We start from the raw sequence: 15,142 nt of genomic DNA, 5'->3' as shown, positions 1-15,142 counted from the left end.
ACATCCGAATACACATAAACCCATCACGCCCGGTGCGGCCCTTTATGAATACCGGCGGGCCCGGCGGCCCGGCACCCCGGCGGCTCCGCGCGGCGGGAGCGTCCCCGGCGGGGCCGCCAGGCCCTGTCCCCGGCGGGGCCGCCAGGCCCTGTCCCCGGCGACCGCCCGCACGCGGAATTGACGGGATCCGGACACCCGGGCCCGGTCTTCGGACAACCCGGCCCGGTTTTCTGTCGCAGGCCTGCCGGACCGGCTCCCCCCGATGGCACGCTCACTCGCGCCACCCCCACCCGCGAAGGAGTTCCCGTGCCCCACCCCACGCCCTCCCGCCGCGCCCGCCTCGCAGCCGCCGCCCTCCTCGGCGCCGCCCTCGCCCTCACCGCCGGCACGGCGACGGCGAACACCACGCCCACGGCACCCACCGCCACCGGTACGGGCACCGGCACCGGCACCGGCACCGGCACCGGCCAGTACTCCGGCACCGTCCCCCTCGGCACCACCCCCGCCGGCGCCACCTACCAGCTCCGCGACCCCTCCCGCGGCGACCAGCGCACCCTCGACGCCCTCAACCAGACCTCCGGCCCCGGCGTCCTGTTCACCGACGCCGACAACGTCTGGGGCACCGGCCTGCCCTCCAACCGCCAGACCGCCGCCGTCGACGTCCACTACGCCACCGCCGTGACCTGGGACTTCTACCGCGCCGCCTTCAACAGAAGCGGCGTACGCGGCGACGGGGCCGCCACCACCTCCCGGGTCCACTACGGGACCAACTACGGCGGCGCCTTCTGGGACGCGAGCTGCGCCTGCGTCTCGTACGGCGACGGCACCACCCCCGGCCGCCCGCCGACCTCGCTCGACATCGTCGGCCACGAGCTCGCCCACGGCCTGATCGGCTCCACCGCCAACTTCACCGCCGCCGGAGAGCCCGGCGCCCTCGGCGAGGGCACCGCCGACATCCTCGCCACCGCCGGCGAGTTCTTCGCCGAGAACAAGGCCGACGTCGGCGACTACCTCCTCGGCGAGCGCGTCTACGACGGCCCGCCCCGCCGCATGGACCGCCCCAGCGCCGACGGCGTCTCCCGTGACTACTGGTCCGCGGACATCGGCAGCCTCGACCCGCACGCCGCCTCCGGCCCCGCCCGCCACTTCTACTACCTCCTCGCCGAGGGCAGCGGCCCCAAGGAGATCAACGGGGTCGCCTACGACTCCCCCACCCACGACGGCTCCAAGCTCCTCGGCATCGGCCGCGACCGGGCCACCCGGATCTGGTACCGGGCCCTGACCCTGCACATGCGGTCCTCCACCAACTACGCCGCCGCCCGCACCGCCACCATCCAGTCGGCCATCGAGCTCTACGGCGCCGCCGCCCCCGAGGTCGCCCGCGTCGCCGCCGCCTGGAAGGCCGTCAACGTCGGCTGACCCGGCCCACGGCGCCGGGAGGGGCCCACCCGTGACACCATCGGGGACGTGCTCGACATCGGCTACTCCCTCTCCCGGCGCTTCCCGGACCCCCCGCAGACCGACTACCGCTCGGCGGACGTCCGGACCCTGCGGCACGACCTGTTCTGCGGCGACGTCTACCTCGCGGACACCGTCAAGGACACGGAGGTGTCCACAGCCTGGGGATGGGTGCCGGTCCTCGACTTCGCCTGGGCCCTGTGCGACATCGTCGAGAAGCTCGACGAGGACCCCCGCGGCAGCCGCTCCGCCAACCGCCAGTACGCCGAACTCGACTTCACCGAATCCGCGGACCGGATGCTCTTCGAGCGCCGCTTCGGCTGGGTCGACATCGAGGCCGACTGGATGGACCCGGAGGAGCCCCCGCTGACCTTCAGCCACCGCCTGCTGCGCCGCGAGGCCCGCGACTTCCTCCACGACCTGATCGCGGACCTCATCGACATGCACGACGGCCTGGCCGACAACCCGGTCATCTGGACGCTCCAGTCCCGCTTCCCCCGCGTCCCGGCGTAACCCCGACCGAGCAGGCCGACGGGGACCCCCGGGACGCCCGGCGCCCCCGGACCCCGGCACCCCCGACGCCCGGGACGCCGGCACCCCCGGCGCCCGGGAGGCGGCGCAGTCGCGCCCCGTCTACCCCTCCACCCGGAGCCCCAGCTGCGCCGCCAGGGCCGGGGCCAGGTCGAACAGCTGCGCCGGGCTGATCACCGCCCCGGACAGGGCCTCCACCCCGCGCGCGATCCCCAGCTCCGACGCCGCCCGCAGGTCCACGTCCGCCATCCGCGCCCCCGTGAAGTCCGCTCCCCGCACCACGCAGCCCCGGAACTCCACCCGCTCCAGCACCGCACCCCCGAAGTCCGGCTCCACCAGCACGCACCCGTCGAAGACCACGTCCTTCAACCGCGCCGTCCGCAGGTTGAGGTAGTCGATCTTCCCGCCCCGTACGAGCACCCGCTCCAGCACCGCCCCGTGCAACTGCGCCCCGCCGAGCCGCGCCTCCACCAGCTCCACGTCCCGCAGCGACGCCCCCGCCAGATCCGTCCCGACTCCCCGGACCCCCTCCAGCACCGAGTCCAGGATCCGCGCCTTCGCCAGCCCCGCCCCGTCCAGCGCGCACCGGCGCAGCGCGCAGTCCATGAACCGCGCCCCGACGCCCTCCTGCCCCGCCAGATCGAGGTCCGCGAACTCCAGTCCGTCGTAGTCCCCGTCCGGCTCCAGTCCACCGCCCTCCCACGCCACCAGCTCCGGCAGCCGGACCTCCGCCCGCCTCGCCGCCCTGACCGCTCCGGCCGCCTGCCCGCGCACCCGCTCGTTCCGCACCATCCCCCCATCGTGACCCACGGGACCGACAACGGAACGCCCTTGACCTCAACCACGCTTCAGGTCACAGGCTGGCCGCATGGACACCATGCGCGCCATCCGACTCCACGCCTTCGGCCCCGCCGAGAACCTCTCCTACGAGACCGTCCCCCGCCCCGTCCCCGGCCCCGGCCAGGTCCGCATCGCCGTCGCCTCCGCCGGCGTCCACCTCCTCGACGTCAACCTCCGCAAGGGCATCGAGGGGCCCCCGGCACCCCTGCCCGCACTCCCCACCACCCCCGGTCGCGAAGTCGCCGGCACCGTCGACGCCCTCGGCCCCGGCACCGATCCCGCCTGGCTCGGCCGGACCGTCGTCGCCCACCTCGGCTTCGCCCCGGGCGGCTACGCCGAGTACGCCGTCACCGACGCCGGCCGCCTCCACCCCGTCCCCGAGGGCCTCGACACCGCCCAGGCCGTCACCATGATCGGCACCGGCCGCACCACCCTCGGCATCCTCCAGTTCGCCGACCTCGGCCCCGGCTCAGTCGCCCTGATCACCGCCGCGGCCGGCGGCATCGGCACCCTGCTCGTCCAGTACGCCAAGAACGCCGGCGCCACCGTCGTCGCCCTCGCCGGAGGCCCCGCCAAGACCGCCCTGGCCACCGCCAACGGCGCCGACCTCGCCGTCGACTACACCACCGACGACTGGGCCGACACCGTCCGCGCCCACCACCCCGACGGCGCCACCGTCCTCTTCGACTCCGTCGGCGGCGCCACCGCCCGGACCGCCCTCGGCCTCCTCGCCCCCGGCGCCCGCCACCTCGTCCACGGCCGCTCCTCCGGCCCCCTCACCCTCACCGGAGCCGAACAGGACGACCTCACCGCCCGCGGCATCACCACCCGGGGCGTCCTCGGCCCCGCCATGCTCGAAGCCGTCGGAGCCCCCGACCCGATGCGCGTCCTGGAAACCCGAGCCCTCGAAGAAGCCGCCACCGGCCGGCTGCGCCCCGCCGTCCAGCGCTACCCCCTGGCCGAAGCCGCAGCCGCCCACCACGCCCTCGAAACCCGCGCCACCACCGGCAAGGTCGTCCTGGAGCCCTGACCCGCCTGCACACCGTCCCCCGCCGGATCCCGCCCGATCCCGCCCGGCCCGCCGGGATCCGCGGGGAGCGCTCACCCCTCCCCGCCCAGCTCCGCCAGCTCCCCGCCCGTCAGCCGGTACACCGACCACTCCTCCTGCGGCCGCGCGCCCAGGGCCTCGTAGAAGGCGATCGACGGCGCGTTCCACTTCAGCACCGACCACTCCAGCCGCCCGTACCCCCGCTCCCCGCAGATCCGCGCCAACTCCCGCAACAGCGCCTTCCCGTACCCGCCCCCGCGCGCACCCGGCCGTACGTACAGGTCCTCCAGGTAGATCCCGTGCGCCCCGAGCCACGTCGAGAAACTCAGGAACCACACCGCGAAGCCGACGACCTCACCCTCGGCCGTCTCCGCGACGTGCGCGAACGCCGCCGGGCGCTCCCCGAACAGCGCCTCCTCCAGCTGCGCCTCCGTCGCCCGCGCCTCGTGCGGCACCCGCTCGTACGCGGCGAGTTCGCCGATCATGGCGCGGATGACGGGCACGTCGGCGACTTCGGCCTCTCGAATCAACATGCCCGCAGCCTAGGCACGCCCCGTCGGCGCCCCCCACGACCCGCACCCCCACCGGCCGCCGCCCATCCCGATCGCCACACACGACCCGCTCACCCTGCGCGACCCACTCACCCCGCGCACCCGATGCGCCCCGCACGCCCCAACAGCACCTCCGCCACCGCCACTTCCCGCTCCGGCAGCGCCACCTCCCCGTCCTCCACCTCCCACAGACCGTTCTGCAGCACCCGCCCGAGCGTCCACGCCCGCGCCCGCTCCCGGTCCAGCCCCACCACCTCCGTCAACAGGTCGAACCGCCACCCGACCTCCTCCACCCGGAACCCGTTCACCAACGCCGGCAGCAACTCGAACCCCGGGTCCCCCGCCAGCGGCTTCGGATCGATCGCCAGCCACGGCTCCCGCTCCGCCGCCAGCACGTTGTCGAAGTGCAGGTCCCAGTGCAGCAACCGGTCCCCCGGCTCCGCCGCCACCTCCGCCAACGCCGCCGCGCAGTCCCGCAGCAGCCGCCGCTCCCCCGCGTCGGCCAGCCGCCCGGCCGCCTCCGGCACCCCCGCCAGCAGCCCCTCCGCGACCTCGCCCAGCCCCCGCAGCCCCTGCGGCGCCCGCACCGACGTCAGCCGCGCCAGCAACTGCGCCACCACCGTCACCGCCGCCCGCGGCTCCCGCTCCACCAGCCCCGACAGGTGCCGCCCCGCGTCCAGCCGCTCCAGCAGCAACGTCCCCGTCGGCCCGTCCCACTCCAGCAGCCGTACACAGCCCCGCCCGTCCCACGCGCGCAGCGCGACCGGCTCCCCCGCGCTCTCCTCGTCCGGGACCAGCAGCTTCAACGCCGCCTCCGTACCGTCCGCCCGCACCACCGGCAGCACCAGGGCCGTCATCCCGTGCATCGCGGGCCCCGTCACCCGCAAGCCCCACCGCTCCAGGAACTCCGCCACACGCCCCGGCAGCCCCTCGACGAACTCCCGTCCCGCCGCGCCGCCGTACCGCAGCTGCACCTCGACCAGCCCCGCCGGAATCTCGACCCCGGCCCCGTCCCTACGCGGCAACGCCCGCCTCCTGGAGGGTCCGCGCGAACCCGGCCGCGTCGAACATCGACCCGTCCTTCGCCCCCACCGGCTTCCCGTCCACCAGCACCGCCGGCGTCCCCCGCATCCCCGTCGTCTCGAAGGCCTCCTCCGCCCCGGCGACCCACCCCGTGTGGGTCCCCTCGGCCACGGCCCGGTCGAAGGCCTCCCCGCGCAGCCCCGGCACCCGGTCGGCGATCCGCAGCAGCAGCTCGTCGGTGAACCTCCCCTGCGGCTGGCTCGCGAAGACCGCCGCGTGGTACTCGGCGAACTTCCCCGCGTCCACCGACGCCCGCAACGCGTTCACCGCCTTCACGGAACCGCTCGCCCCGCCCTGGTCGAGGAAGGAGGCCAGCAGGTACTCGATCCTCACCTTGCCCTCGTCCGCCAGCTTCAGCAGCGTCTCCCCGCCCTCCGACTCGAACTTCGCGCAGGCCCCGCACCGCGGGTCCACCAGCACCTGAACGGTGCGCGGCGCCCCGGGCCGCCCCACGACGACCTTCGCCCCGTCCACGGCGGCGGGCAGCCCCGCGAGCCGGTCCGCCATCGGGCTGGTCCGCACGGCCGACAGGTCCGACGCCGCCGTGTCCGAGGCCGCGCCGCCCCCCGCTCCGCAGCCCGCCACCGCGCCGCCCAGCAGCGCCGCCGCCGCGACCGCCGCCAGGACCCGTCCCGCGCGCCCTGTCCTCCGTACACCCAGCTTCACCCGACGACACCCTCTCCATAAAGAACTCATAAACCGTAAAACCGACAAACCCCCCTCGACACCCTACGCAACGCCCCGCACCCCCCACATCGGCCATCCGGCCTGCCAACGCCCTCCGAAACACGACACCCCGCCCCTGGACACCCCTCGAACAGCCCGTGTACCAACTCCCCCATGACGATCAACGGCGGTATCTCCTTCTGGTACGCGACCGACACCACCGCCCCCCAGCCACCCCGCGCCCCCCTCACCGCCGACGCCACGGCAGACGTCGTCATCGTCGGCGGCGGCTACACCGGCCTGTGGACGGCCTACTACCTCAAGCGCGCCGCCCCCGACCTCCGCATCACCCTCCTGGAGCAGAAGTTCTGCGGCTACGGGGCCTCCGGGCGCAACGGCGGCTGGCTCTACAACGGCATCGCCGGACGCGACCGCTACGCCGCCCTCCACGGCCACCGGGCCGCCCTCCGCCTCCAGCACGCCATGAACGACACCGTCACCGAGGTCATCGACACCGCCGCCAAGGAGGGCATCGACGCCGACGTCCACCGCGGCGGAGTCCTCGAAGTCGCCCGCACCCCCGCCCAGCTCACCCGCCTCAAGGCCTTCCACGCCGCCGAACTCGGCTTCGGCGAGAGCGACCGGGTCCTCTACGACGCCACCGACACCCGCGCCCACATCGACATCGCCGACGCCGTCGGCTCCAGCTGGACCCCGCACGGAGCCCGCATCCACCCGCTGAAGCTGGTCCGCGGCCTGGCCGCCGCCTGCGAACGCCTCGGCGTGGTCATCCACGAGTCCACCCCCGTCACGGAACTCGCCCCCCGCCGGGCCGTCACCCCGTACGGCACCGTCCGCGCCCCGTACGTCCTGCGCTGCACCGAGGGGTTCACCGCCGCCCTCAAGGGCCAGAAGCGCACCTGGCTCCCCATGAACTCCTCGATGATCGTCACGGCGCCCCTCCCGCGGTCCGCCTGGGACTCCCTGGGCTGGTCGGACCGGGCCGTCCTCGGAGACATGGCCCACGCCTACATGTACGCCCAGCGCACCGCCGACGACCGCATCGCGATCGGCGGCCGCGGCATCCCGTACCGCTTCGGCTCGCGCACCGACAACGACGGCCGCACCCAGCCGGCCACCATCGCCTCCCTGTCCTCCCTCCTCTTCTCCTTCTTCCCGCAGCTCACCGGTACGGAGATCACCCACGCCTGGTCGGGCGTCCTCGGCGTCCCCCGCGACTGGTGCGCCACCGTCACCCTGGACGCCACCACGGGCCTGGGCTGGGCGGGCGGCTACGTCGGCTCCGGCGTGGCCACCGCCAACCTCGCCGCCCGCACCCTGCGCGACCTGGTCCTCGGCGAGACCACCGACCTGACCGCCCTCCCCTGGGTCCACCACCGCGTCCGCCGCTGGGAGCCCGAACCCTTCCGCTGGCTCGGCGTCCACGCCCTCTACGCCGCCTACCGCGAGGCGGACCGCCACGAATCGACCACCCACCGCCCCACGACAACCCCCCTGGCCCGCCTGGCGGACCGCATCTCGGGGCGCGGCTGAGGCACGCGAAAGGCCCCGGACCAAAGCGGTCCGGGGCCTTCGGAAGCAGAGCCCCCTGTCGGATTCGAACCGACGACCTACGCTTTACAAGAGCGTTGCTCTGGCCAGCTGAGCTAAGGAGGCAGGGCCGCCATCACTCTACACAGCGCCCTCTCCCCCAGGCCATCGTGTTGATCCCGCCGATACCCGCCACCCCGCCCGCGATCCGGCCCGTCAGATTGCTGACAGGAGGCGTCCGGGCGGGTAGCGTCGGGCGGAGTCCAGTCAGCTGGACTAGACCTTCCACTCGGATCGTCCGGCACGTTCCTGCCGGTAGAAGGGATTCACCACCATGGCTTCTGTGACTTTCGACCGCGCGACCCGGCTCTACCCGGGCGGCGACAAGCCCGCCGTCGACCAGCTGGAGCTGGAGATCGAGGACGGCGAGTTCCTCGTCCTCGTCGGCCCCTCCGGCTGCGGCAAGTCCACCTCCCTGCGCATGCTCGCGGGTCTGGAGGACGTCAACGGCGGCGCCATCCGCATCGGCGACCGCGACGTCACGCACCTGCCGCCCAAGGACCGGGACATCGCGATGGTGTTCCAGAACTACGCGCTGTACCCGCACATGACCGTCGCCGACAACATGGGCTTCGCGCTCAAGATCGCCGGCGAGGACAAGGCCACCATCCGCCGCAAGGTGGAGGACGCGGCGAAGATGCTGGATCTCACCCAGTACCTCGACCGCAAGCCCAAGGCGCTCTCCGGCGGTCAGCGCCAGCGCGTCGCGATGGGCCGCGCCATCGTCCGCAAGCCGCAGGTCTTCCTCATGGACGAGCCGCTGTCGAACCTCGACGCCAAGCTCCGCGTGTCCACCCGCACCCAGATCGCCGCGCTCCAGCGCGACCTCGGGATCACCACCGTCTACGTCACCCACGACCAGGTCGAGGCCATGACGATGGGCGACCGCGTGGCGGTCCTCAAGGACGGTCTGCTGCAGCAGGTCGACACCCCTCGCAACATGTACGACCGGCCGGCGAACCTGTTCGTGGCCGGGTTCATCGGCTCCCCCGCCATGAACCTCGTCGAGGTCCCGATCACCGACGGCGGCGTGAAGTTCGGCGCGAGCGTCGTCCCGGTCTCCCGCGCGGCGCTGTCGGCGGCCGCGGACGCCGGCGACCGCACGGTCACCGTGGGCGTGCGCCCCGAGCACTTCGACGTCGGTGACGCGGGCGGTCTGACGATCACCGTCAACGTGGTCGAGGAGCTGGGCGCCGACGGCTACGTCTACGGCAGCGCCCTGCTCGGCACCGACAAGACCCCGCAGGACATCGTGGTCCGCGTGGGCGGCCGCCAGGTCCCGGAGAAGGGCTCGACGATGCACCTGGTGCCGCGCGCCGACGAGATCCACGTGTTCTCCACGTCCACCGGTGCCCGCCTGTCCGACTGACGCGCGCGCACTCACGCACGCACGCGCAGGAGGGGCGTCCCGCCAAGGGGCGCCCCTTCGGCGTCAGTTGTGGACCGCGGTGCGGGCCGGCGGCGCGGAGCCCGGCACCGGCAGCCGCACGGACGGGGGCACGAACCGCGGCAGACCGGGCCATTCGGCCGCACCCGTCAACCCTTGATTCGAAAAGCCGCGTCGAACCATCCCCCGACCGGGTGACTAAATGTCGCCAAATCCTCACCGAGCGCTACTCTCGCCCTCGTGACCCACACTGCCCGCCGAATCGGCCGTTCCCTCGCCCTGGTCCTGCCCGTCGTCCTGGTCCTGTCCGGGACCCTCGCGGTCACGATGGTCCCCTGGGCGGACAACTCCCCTTCCCAGATCCTGACCGCCTCCGCCGAGGACGTCTCCGTCCCCGCGAAGCCGCGCGCCGCGCAGGACGTGCTGCGCGACCGGCTGCTCGGTGAAATCCGGCAGGGCGAGGAGCCGGGTGACGTCCTGACCCACCTCCAGCAGGAGGTGGACAGGCGTCCTTCGCTCGCCGACCACTGCGTGGGCATCGCGCGGGCCCTGGGCCGGGCCGCCGTGGACGCGTACGGGCCCACGAAGGCCCAGTCGTTCGCGCGCCCGGTGTGCGACACCTCGTACGCCTCGGGTGTCGCCTCGATGGGCTGACGCCCGCCGCGCCTGCCTCCGCCGGGGCAGGGGCCGTCCCTACGCTGGCGGCCATGAGCGATGTTCCCCCCGCACCTCCCGTTTCATCCCAACCCATCGACCGCGCGGCCGCGTTCCCGGCCTCGCCCACCCAGGCGGTCATCCTGGCGGGCGGCCAGGGATCGCGGCTGCGGCCGTATACGGACGACCGTCCGAAGCCGATGGTCGAGATCCCCGGGACGGGACTGCCGATCATCGGGCACCAGCTGGCCTGGCTGGCGGCGGAGGGGGTCACCGACGTCGTCGTCTCGTGCGGGCACCTCGCGGACGTGCTCCAGGAGTGGCTGGCCCGCGCCCCGTTGCCGCTGCGCGTGACGACGGTGGTCGAGGAGGAGCCGCTGGGGCGCGGTGGCGGCCTCAAGTACGCGGCCCGGCACCTGCCGTGCGGTGACCGGCCGTGGTACGCGACCAACGGGGACGTGTGGACGCGGTTCCCGCTGCGCGAGATGGCGGCCTTCCACGAGGAGCGGGGGGCGACGGCGACGCTGGCGCTGGCCCGGCCGCGGATCCCGTGGGGGGTGGTGGAGACGAACGAGTTCGGGCAGGTGCTGGACTTCATCGAGGCGCCGCCGTCGCCGTACCTGGTCAATGCCGGCGTGTACGTCTTCGCCCCCGAATTCACGGCGCTGCTGCCCGATTTGGGGGACCATGAGCGGACGACGTTCCCGCATCTGGCGCGCGAGCGGCGGCTGGCGGGCTTTCCGCTGCCGCAGGGGGCCTACTGGCGGGCGATCGACACGGCGAAGGACCTGACCGAGGCGGCACGGGAGTTGGCGGCGCAGAACGCCGCCTGAGCCTCCTGAGCGCCATGACCCGCCCGCACCGTCCGCGCGCCCTCGCAGCCCGGCCCCCGCGTCCTGCCCCGACCGCGCGTCCCCGTACGCGGCCCTCGCACCCGGCCCTCGTACGCGGCTCCCGTACGGCGCTCCGCTGCCCGGCCCCCGACGCGGAAGGGCCCGGCGCGCTCGCGCCGGGCCCTTCGGGGCGGGTGGGGTCAGCCGAGGAGGCCGCCGACGAGGCCGGGCTTCTTGGCCGGGGTGTCCCCGCCGCCGCCCCGGCTCCCGGAGGAGGAGACCGGCGGCTGCTGCGGGCTGGACTGCTTCGGGGTGCTGCTGCGCGGGGTCTGGCCGCTGCCGCCGCTCCTGGTGGCGCTGGGGGCCCCGGAGCCGGTGCCGGTGCCGGCGGTCTCCCGGGTGGTGGAGCCGGTTCCGGTGCGGCCCGGCTTGGCGGAGGGTGTGGGGGCGGACGCGGAGGGGGTGGCGGCCTGCTTCGAGGGCTGCTGCTGCCTGACCGCGGGCCCGGACGGCTGGGCGGGGGCCTGGGGCAGCGGGCTGCCGGGGAGGTAGTTGCTGGGGGCCTGGCCGGGGCCGGGGACGGTGACGACGGTGCTGGAACGGACGGCGCCGCCGAGGACGGAGCCGATGAGGAGGGTGAGCCCGCAGACGACGGTGGCCATCACCGCGCCGCGGCGCAGGACGCGCCGGCGCAGCCGCCAGAGTTCGGCGCGGGGGCCGAGGGTGCGCCAGGCCTCTCCGGAGAGCCGGCCGTCGAGGGAGTAGACGGGCGCGCCGGCGATGATCAGCGGGCTCCAGGCGGCCAGGTAGATGATGTCGGGGGCGTCGTAGGCGGGGACGGTCTTCCAGCTGACCGTCATCAGCAGGGCGGCGGAGAGCAGGGCCCCGATGCAGGCGGCGAACCGCTGCCAGAGGCCGAAGACGGTCAGGACGCCGACGATGACCTGGAAGAAGGCGACGCTGAGGCCGGCTCCCACGGGGTGGGCCAGCGCGAAGTCGCGCAGCGGTTCGGCCAGGGCCCAGGGGTGCAGGGTGTGGAGCCAGCTGACCATGGAGCCGCGTTCGCCGCCGTCGAAGTAGACGGGGTCGCACAGCTTGCCCATGCCGGCGTAGATGGAGATGAAGCCGAGGAAGACGCGCAGCGGGAGCAGCACGACGCCGAGGTTCATCCGGCGGCCGGGGTAGTAGGAGGCCTGGGCGCGGGGGTCGGCGGGACCGCGCCGGGAGTCGGTGTCGGGGTACTGCTGGGGGTACTGCGGGGGGTACTGCGGGGGGTGGTGCGGGTCGTGCGGCCGGTGGGGCAGGTCCCGTACGGCGGACAGCGGGCGGGTCTCGTCCCCGTAGGTCCGCTGGCCGATGACGGTGGGGGTGGCGAGGGTGTCGTCGGCGAGGTCGTGGGCGAGGTCGACCCGGGGGATGGTCTGGGTGGCGCCGCCGTCGTATTCGTCGTGTCCGCGGCCGGCCTCCCGCACGGCCTGGAGGAGCCCGCCCGTGGCCGCGGCGTCGCCGGGGGCGGACTTGCCGCTCCAGACGACCGGGGCGCGGCGGCGGGTGGCTCCGGCGGCGGCGACCACGGCGGCGCCGAGTACGGGCGCGCGGCCGGGGGCATTCGCGGGCTTGGAACGCGCGCTCGGGCTCGGTGCGAGCCGCACGCGGAAGCTGGCGTGGTTGACGATGACCTGTGCGGGGTCGCACGGCACCTTGACCATGCTCAGCGCGGGCTGGTCGTCGAACCCTGACGTTCTGGTGTCCACACTCATCTAACCGAGTGATCAGTGTTTAGGACACTGCCTTGACGGCAGGGATCTGTCCGAGGCCCGTCAAGATCAAGTCACCCCGCCCGGAACGGGCGGGGTGACACGCTCACGGGTGACTCCCCGTGAGGCAAGTGGATCAAGCGGCGGGGCGGGCGGGCCCTGCCCCGGGGCCGCGGGAAGTGCCCGGCCCCGGTCCTGGCGCCGTCAGACGCGGCTGGCCTCGGCGCGGCGGCGGGCGGCCTCGTAGAGGACGACGCCCGCGGCGACACCGGCGTTGAGCGACTCGGCGCCGCCCGGCATCGGGATGCGGACGAGGTAGTCGCAGTTCTCGCCGACGAGACGGCCGAGGCCCTTGCCCTCGGAGCCGACGACGATGACGACGGGACCGGAGAGCGCTTCGAGGTCGGCGACGGAGTGCTCGCCCTCGGCGGCCAGGCCGACGATGGCCAGACCGGCCTTCTTGTAGTCCTGGAGGGCCCGGGTCAGGTTGGTGACGCGGGAGACCGGGGTGCGGGCGGCGGTGCCGGCGGAGGTCTTCCAGGCTCCGGCGGTCATGCCGGCGGCGCGGCGCTCGGGGATGACCACGCCGTGGCCGCCGAAGGCGGAGACGGAGCGGACGATCGCGCCGAGGTTGCGGGGGTCGGTGACGCCGTCGAGGGCCACGATCAGCGGGTCGTCGCCGTTGTCGTAGGCGTCGGCGGTGAGGTCCTCGGGGTGCGCGTACTCGTACGGCGGGACCTGGAGGACCAGGCCCTGGTGGTTGAGCCCGTTGGTCATGCGGTCGAGCTCGGGGCGCGGGGCTTCCATCAGGTTGATGTTGCCGCGCTCGCCGGCGAGCTGGATGGCCTCGCGGACGCGCTCGTCGTTGTCGATGAACTGCTGGACGTAGAGGGTCGTGGCGGGGACGCCGTCGCGCAGCGCCTCGAAGACCGGGTTGCGGCCGACGACCATCTCGCTGGTGCCCTTGGGGCCACCGCGGCGCGGGGCCGGGCGGCGCTTGGCGGCCTGGCGGGCCATGGCGCCCGCGATGCGGTTGGCCTTGTGCTTCTTGCGGTCCTCGGCCTTGGGCGTGGGGCCCTTGCCTTCCAGGCCCTTGCGCCGCTGGCCACCGCTGCCGACCGTGGCGCCCTTCTTGTTGGACGTGCGGCGGTTCCTGCGCTGGCTGTTCCCGGCCATGACCTCTACCTGTTTTCGTTGGTGCTGCGATATGTACGTATGAAGAGTGTGCCGCCCGGAAGGCCGGGCGGCACAGTCGGACTGCTCCGGAGGGCCCTGTCGGTGCTGCGCGCCTAGCGCGGGCCGAGGGTCCAGCGGGGTCCGGTGGGGCTGTCCTCGATGACCAGGCCGGACTGCTGGAGCTGGTCGCGGATGGCGTCGGCGGTGGCCCAGTCCTTGCGGGAGCGGGCGGACTCGCGCTGCTCCAGGACGAGGCGCACGAGGGTGTCGACGGCGCCGTGCAGGTCCTCGCCCCGGTCGGCCGCCTCACCGGCCCAGTGCGGGTCGAGCGGGTCCAGGCCGAGGACGCCCAGCATGGCGCGCACCTCCGAGAGGCGGGCGATGGCCGCGTCCTTGTCGTCGGCGGCGAGGGCGCTGTTGCCCTGGCGGACCGTGGTGTGGACGATGGCGAGCGCCTGCGGGACGCCCAGGTCGTCGTCCATGGCCTCGGCGAAGCCCGGCGGGACCTCGGCGGCGGCCTCGACGGGCCCGCCCGCCTTCTCGATGACGCGCTGGTAGAAGCCCTCGATGCGGGCGAAGGCGGATTCCGCCTCGCGCAGGGCCTCCTCGCTGTACTCGATCATCGAGCGGTAGTGCGGGGTGCCGAGGTAGTAGCGGAGCACGATCGGGCGCCACTGCTTGACCATCTCGGAGACGAGGACCGAGTTGCCGAGGGACTTGGACATCTTCTCGCCGGACATGGTGACCCAGGCGTTGTGCACCCAGTACCGGGCGAACTCGTCGCCGAAGGCCTGGGCCTGGGCGATCTCGTTCTCGTGGTGCGGGAAGATCAGGTCCAGGCCGCCGCCGTGGATGTCGAAGGCCTCGCCGAGGTACTTGTGCGCCATGGCGGAGCATTCGAGGTGCCAGCCGGGACGGCCGCGGCCCCAGGGGGTCTCCCAGGAGGGCTCGCCGGGCTTGGCGGACTTCCACATGGCGAAGTCGCGCGGGTCGCGCTTGCCGGTCTCGCCGGTGGACTCCGGCTGGCGGATGTTGTCGAGCTCCTGGCGGGAGAGCGAGAGGTAGCCGGGGAAGGACTTCACGTCGAAGTAGACGTTGCCCTCGGACTCGTACGCGTGGCCGCGCTCGATGAGCCCGCGCATCATCTCGATCATCTCGGGGACGTGACCGGTGGCGCGGGGCTCGTAGGTCGGCCGCAGGCAGCCCAGGGCGTCGTAACCGTTGTTGAAGGCCAGCTCGTTGTCGTAGCCGATGGACCACCACGGGCGGCCCTGCTCGGCGGACTTCGCGATGATCTTGTCGTCGATGTCGGTGACGTTGCGGATGAAGGTGACGTCGTAGCCGCGGTACGCGAACCAGCGGCGCATCACGTCGAAGTTCAGGTAGGACCTGATGTGCCCGATGTGCGGGGCGGCCTGCACGGTCGCGCCACAGAGGTAGATCGAGACGCAGCCCGGAACGAGCGGGGTGAAGTCGCGGATCTGCCGGGCGCTGGTGTCGTACAGGCGAAGAGTCACGGCATCCAGGGTAGTGGGCCTCTAGCAGTG

The 15,142-nt window shown here is 73.7% G+C and carries 14 protein-coding genes and 1 tRNA gene; 7 read left to right on the top strand and 8 right to left on the bottom strand.

What is annotated here, in order from left to right:
- The first annotated feature begins 306 nt into the window (after positions 1 to 306).
- Both ACZ5D2_RS18910 and ACZ5D2_RS18905 read left to right on the top strand, forming a co-directional pair.
- On the top strand, positions 307 to 1,419 hold the full coding sequence (locus tag ACZ5D2_RS18910; protein WP_468930551.1) for a M4 family metallopeptidase: 1,113 nt from the start codon (positions 307 to 309) through the stop codon (positions 1,417 to 1,419).
- Positions 1,420 to 1,467: 48 nt separating this feature from the next.
- Positions 1,468 to 1,971, top strand: coding sequence for a hypothetical protein (locus tag ACZ5D2_RS18905; protein WP_371677405.1), 504 nt, complete (start codon positions 1,468 to 1,470; stop codon positions 1,969 to 1,971).
- Positions 1,972 to 2,091: 120 nt separating this feature from the next.
- On the opposite strand, the gene ACZ5D2_RS18900 is transcribed toward ACZ5D2_RS18905, so the two are convergent.
- Positions 2,092 to 2,781, bottom strand: coding sequence for a pentapeptide repeat-containing protein (locus tag ACZ5D2_RS18900; protein WP_371677406.1), 690 nt, complete (start codon positions 2,779 to 2,781; stop codon positions 2,092 to 2,094).
- Positions 2,782 to 2,866: 85 nt separating this feature from the next.
- Here ACZ5D2_RS18900 and ACZ5D2_RS18895 point away from each other — a divergent pair, with 85 nt between their 5' ends.
- Positions 2,867 to 3,859, top strand: a complete 993-nt coding sequence (locus tag ACZ5D2_RS18895) for a zinc-binding dehydrogenase (protein ID WP_371681203.1) — start codon at positions 2,867 to 2,869, stop codon at positions 3,857 to 3,859.
- Positions 3,860 to 3,930: 71 nt separating this feature from the next.
- Here the strand turns inward: ACZ5D2_RS18895 and ACZ5D2_RS18890 are convergent, their stop codons facing one another.
- From ACZ5D2_RS18890 to ACZ5D2_RS18880, 3 genes are all read right to left on the bottom strand, one after another.
- Positions 3,931 to 4,407, bottom strand: coding sequence for a GNAT family N-acetyltransferase (locus ACZ5D2_RS18890; protein WP_371681204.1), 477 nt, complete (start codon positions 4,405 to 4,407; stop codon positions 3,931 to 3,933).
- A 110-nt stretch (positions 4,408 to 4,517) separates the two neighbouring features.
- Positions 4,518 to 5,453 (bottom strand): aminoglycoside phosphotransferase family protein, encoded by a 936-nt coding sequence (locus ACZ5D2_RS18885; protein WP_468930547.1) that lies wholly within the window; start codon positions 5,451 to 5,453, stop codon positions 4,518 to 4,520.
- The gene (locus ACZ5D2_RS18880; protein ID WP_371677408.1) at positions 5,443 to 6,177 is read right to left on the bottom strand and encodes a DsbA family protein; all 735 of its coding nucleotides are present in this window, start codon (positions 6,175 to 6,177) and stop codon (positions 5,443 to 5,445) included. The genes ACZ5D2_RS18885 and ACZ5D2_RS18880 overlap by 11 nt, the downstream gene beginning before the upstream one ends.
- A gap of 174 nt (positions 6,178 to 6,351) precedes the next feature.
- Here ACZ5D2_RS18880 and ACZ5D2_RS18875 point away from each other — a divergent pair, with 174 nt between their 5' ends.
- Positions 6,352 to 7,731, top strand: a complete 1,380-nt coding sequence (locus tag ACZ5D2_RS18875) for an NAD(P)/FAD-dependent oxidoreductase (RefSeq protein ID WP_371677409.1) — start codon at positions 6,352 to 6,354, stop codon at positions 7,729 to 7,731.
- Positions 7,732 to 7,780: 49 nt separating this feature from the next.
- Here the strand turns inward: ACZ5D2_RS18875 and ACZ5D2_RS18870 are convergent.
- A tRNA-Thr gene (locus tag ACZ5D2_RS18870) sits at positions 7,781 to 7,854 on the bottom strand.
- 208 nt (positions 7,855 to 8,062) lie between these two features.
- Here ACZ5D2_RS18870 and ACZ5D2_RS18865 point away from each other — a divergent pair.
- The 3 genes from ACZ5D2_RS18865 to ACZ5D2_RS18855 all read left to right on the top strand — a co-directional run bounded on the left by ACZ5D2_RS18865 (position 8,063) and on the right by ACZ5D2_RS18855 (position 10,662).
- Positions 8,063 to 9,157 (top strand): ABC transporter ATP-binding protein, encoded by a 1,095-nt coding sequence (locus ACZ5D2_RS18865; RefSeq protein WP_266840693.1) that lies wholly within the window; start codon positions 8,063 to 8,065, stop codon positions 9,155 to 9,157.
- A 258-nt stretch (positions 9,158 to 9,415) separates the two neighbouring features.
- A complete protein-coding gene (locus tag ACZ5D2_RS18860) occupies positions 9,416 to 9,829 on the top strand; it encodes a hypothetical protein (protein ID WP_371677410.1) in 414 nt (137 codons plus the stop codon).
- Between the two features lie 53 nt (positions 9,830 to 9,882).
- Positions 9,883 to 10,662: a nucleotidyltransferase family protein gene (locus ACZ5D2_RS18855; RefSeq protein ID WP_371677411.1), complete on the top strand. Its 780-nt coding sequence runs from the start codon at positions 9,883 to 9,885 to the stop codon at positions 10,660 to 10,662.
- Positions 10,663 to 10,862: 200 nt separating this feature from the next.
- Here ACZ5D2_RS18855 and ACZ5D2_RS18850 read toward each other — a convergent pair whose 3' ends face one another.
- The 3 genes from ACZ5D2_RS18850 to cysS form a co-directional block, all read right to left on the bottom strand.
- On the bottom strand, positions 10,863 to 12,422 hold the full coding sequence (locus tag ACZ5D2_RS18850; protein ID WP_468930540.1) for a DoxX family protein: 1,560 nt from the start codon (positions 12,420 to 12,422) through the stop codon (positions 10,863 to 10,865).
- A 201-nt stretch (positions 12,423 to 12,623) separates the two neighbouring features.
- Complete coding sequence (gene rlmB / locus ACZ5D2_RS18845; RefSeq protein ID WP_371677413.1) at positions 12,624 to 13,595, bottom strand: 23S rRNA (guanosine(2251)-2'-O)-methyltransferase RlmB; 972 nt, start codon at positions 13,593 to 13,595, stop codon at positions 12,624 to 12,626.
- Positions 13,596 to 13,708: 113 nt separating this feature from the next.
- Positions 13,709 to 15,112: a cysteine--tRNA ligase gene (cysS, locus tag ACZ5D2_RS18840; protein ID WP_371677414.1), complete on the bottom strand. Its 1,404-nt coding sequence runs from the start codon at positions 15,110 to 15,112 to the stop codon at positions 13,709 to 13,711.
- Positions 15,113 to 15,142: the final 30 nt, after the last annotated feature.

The organism is Streptomyces sp. NPDC031479, assembly GCF_055581065.1.
This window is presented reverse-complemented; position numbering and strand designations above follow the sequence as displayed.

Bases quoted from the DNA above. Each gene is read 5' to 3' on its own strand.
- ACZ5D2_RS18900 (WP_371677406.1), bottom strand. From the start codon at position 2,781: ATGGTGCGGAACGAGCGGGTGCGCGGGCAGGCGGCCGGAGCGGTCAGG.
- ACZ5D2_RS18895 (WP_371681203.1), top strand. From the start codon at position 2,867: ATGCGCGCCATCCGACTCCACGCCTTCGGCCCCGCCGAGAACCTCTCC.
- ACZ5D2_RS18875 (WP_371677409.1), top strand. From the start codon at position 6,352: ATGACGATCAACGGCGGTATCTCCTTCTGGTACGCGACCGACACCACC.
- ACZ5D2_RS18865 (WP_266840693.1), top strand. From the start codon at position 8,063: ATGGCTTCTGTGACTTTCGACCGCGCGACCCGGCTCTACCCGGGCGGC.
- ACZ5D2_RS18855 (WP_371677411.1), top strand. From the start codon at position 9,883: ATGAGCGATGTTCCCCCCGCACCTCCCGTTTCATCCCAACCCATCGAC.
- ACZ5D2_RS18850 (WP_468930540.1), bottom strand. From the start codon at position 12,422: ATGAGTGTGGACACCAGAACGTCAGGGTTCGACGACCAGCCCGCGCTG.
- rlmB (WP_371677413.1), bottom strand. From the start codon at position 13,595: ATGGCCGGGAACAGCCAGCGCAGGAACCGCCGCACGTCCAACAAGAAG.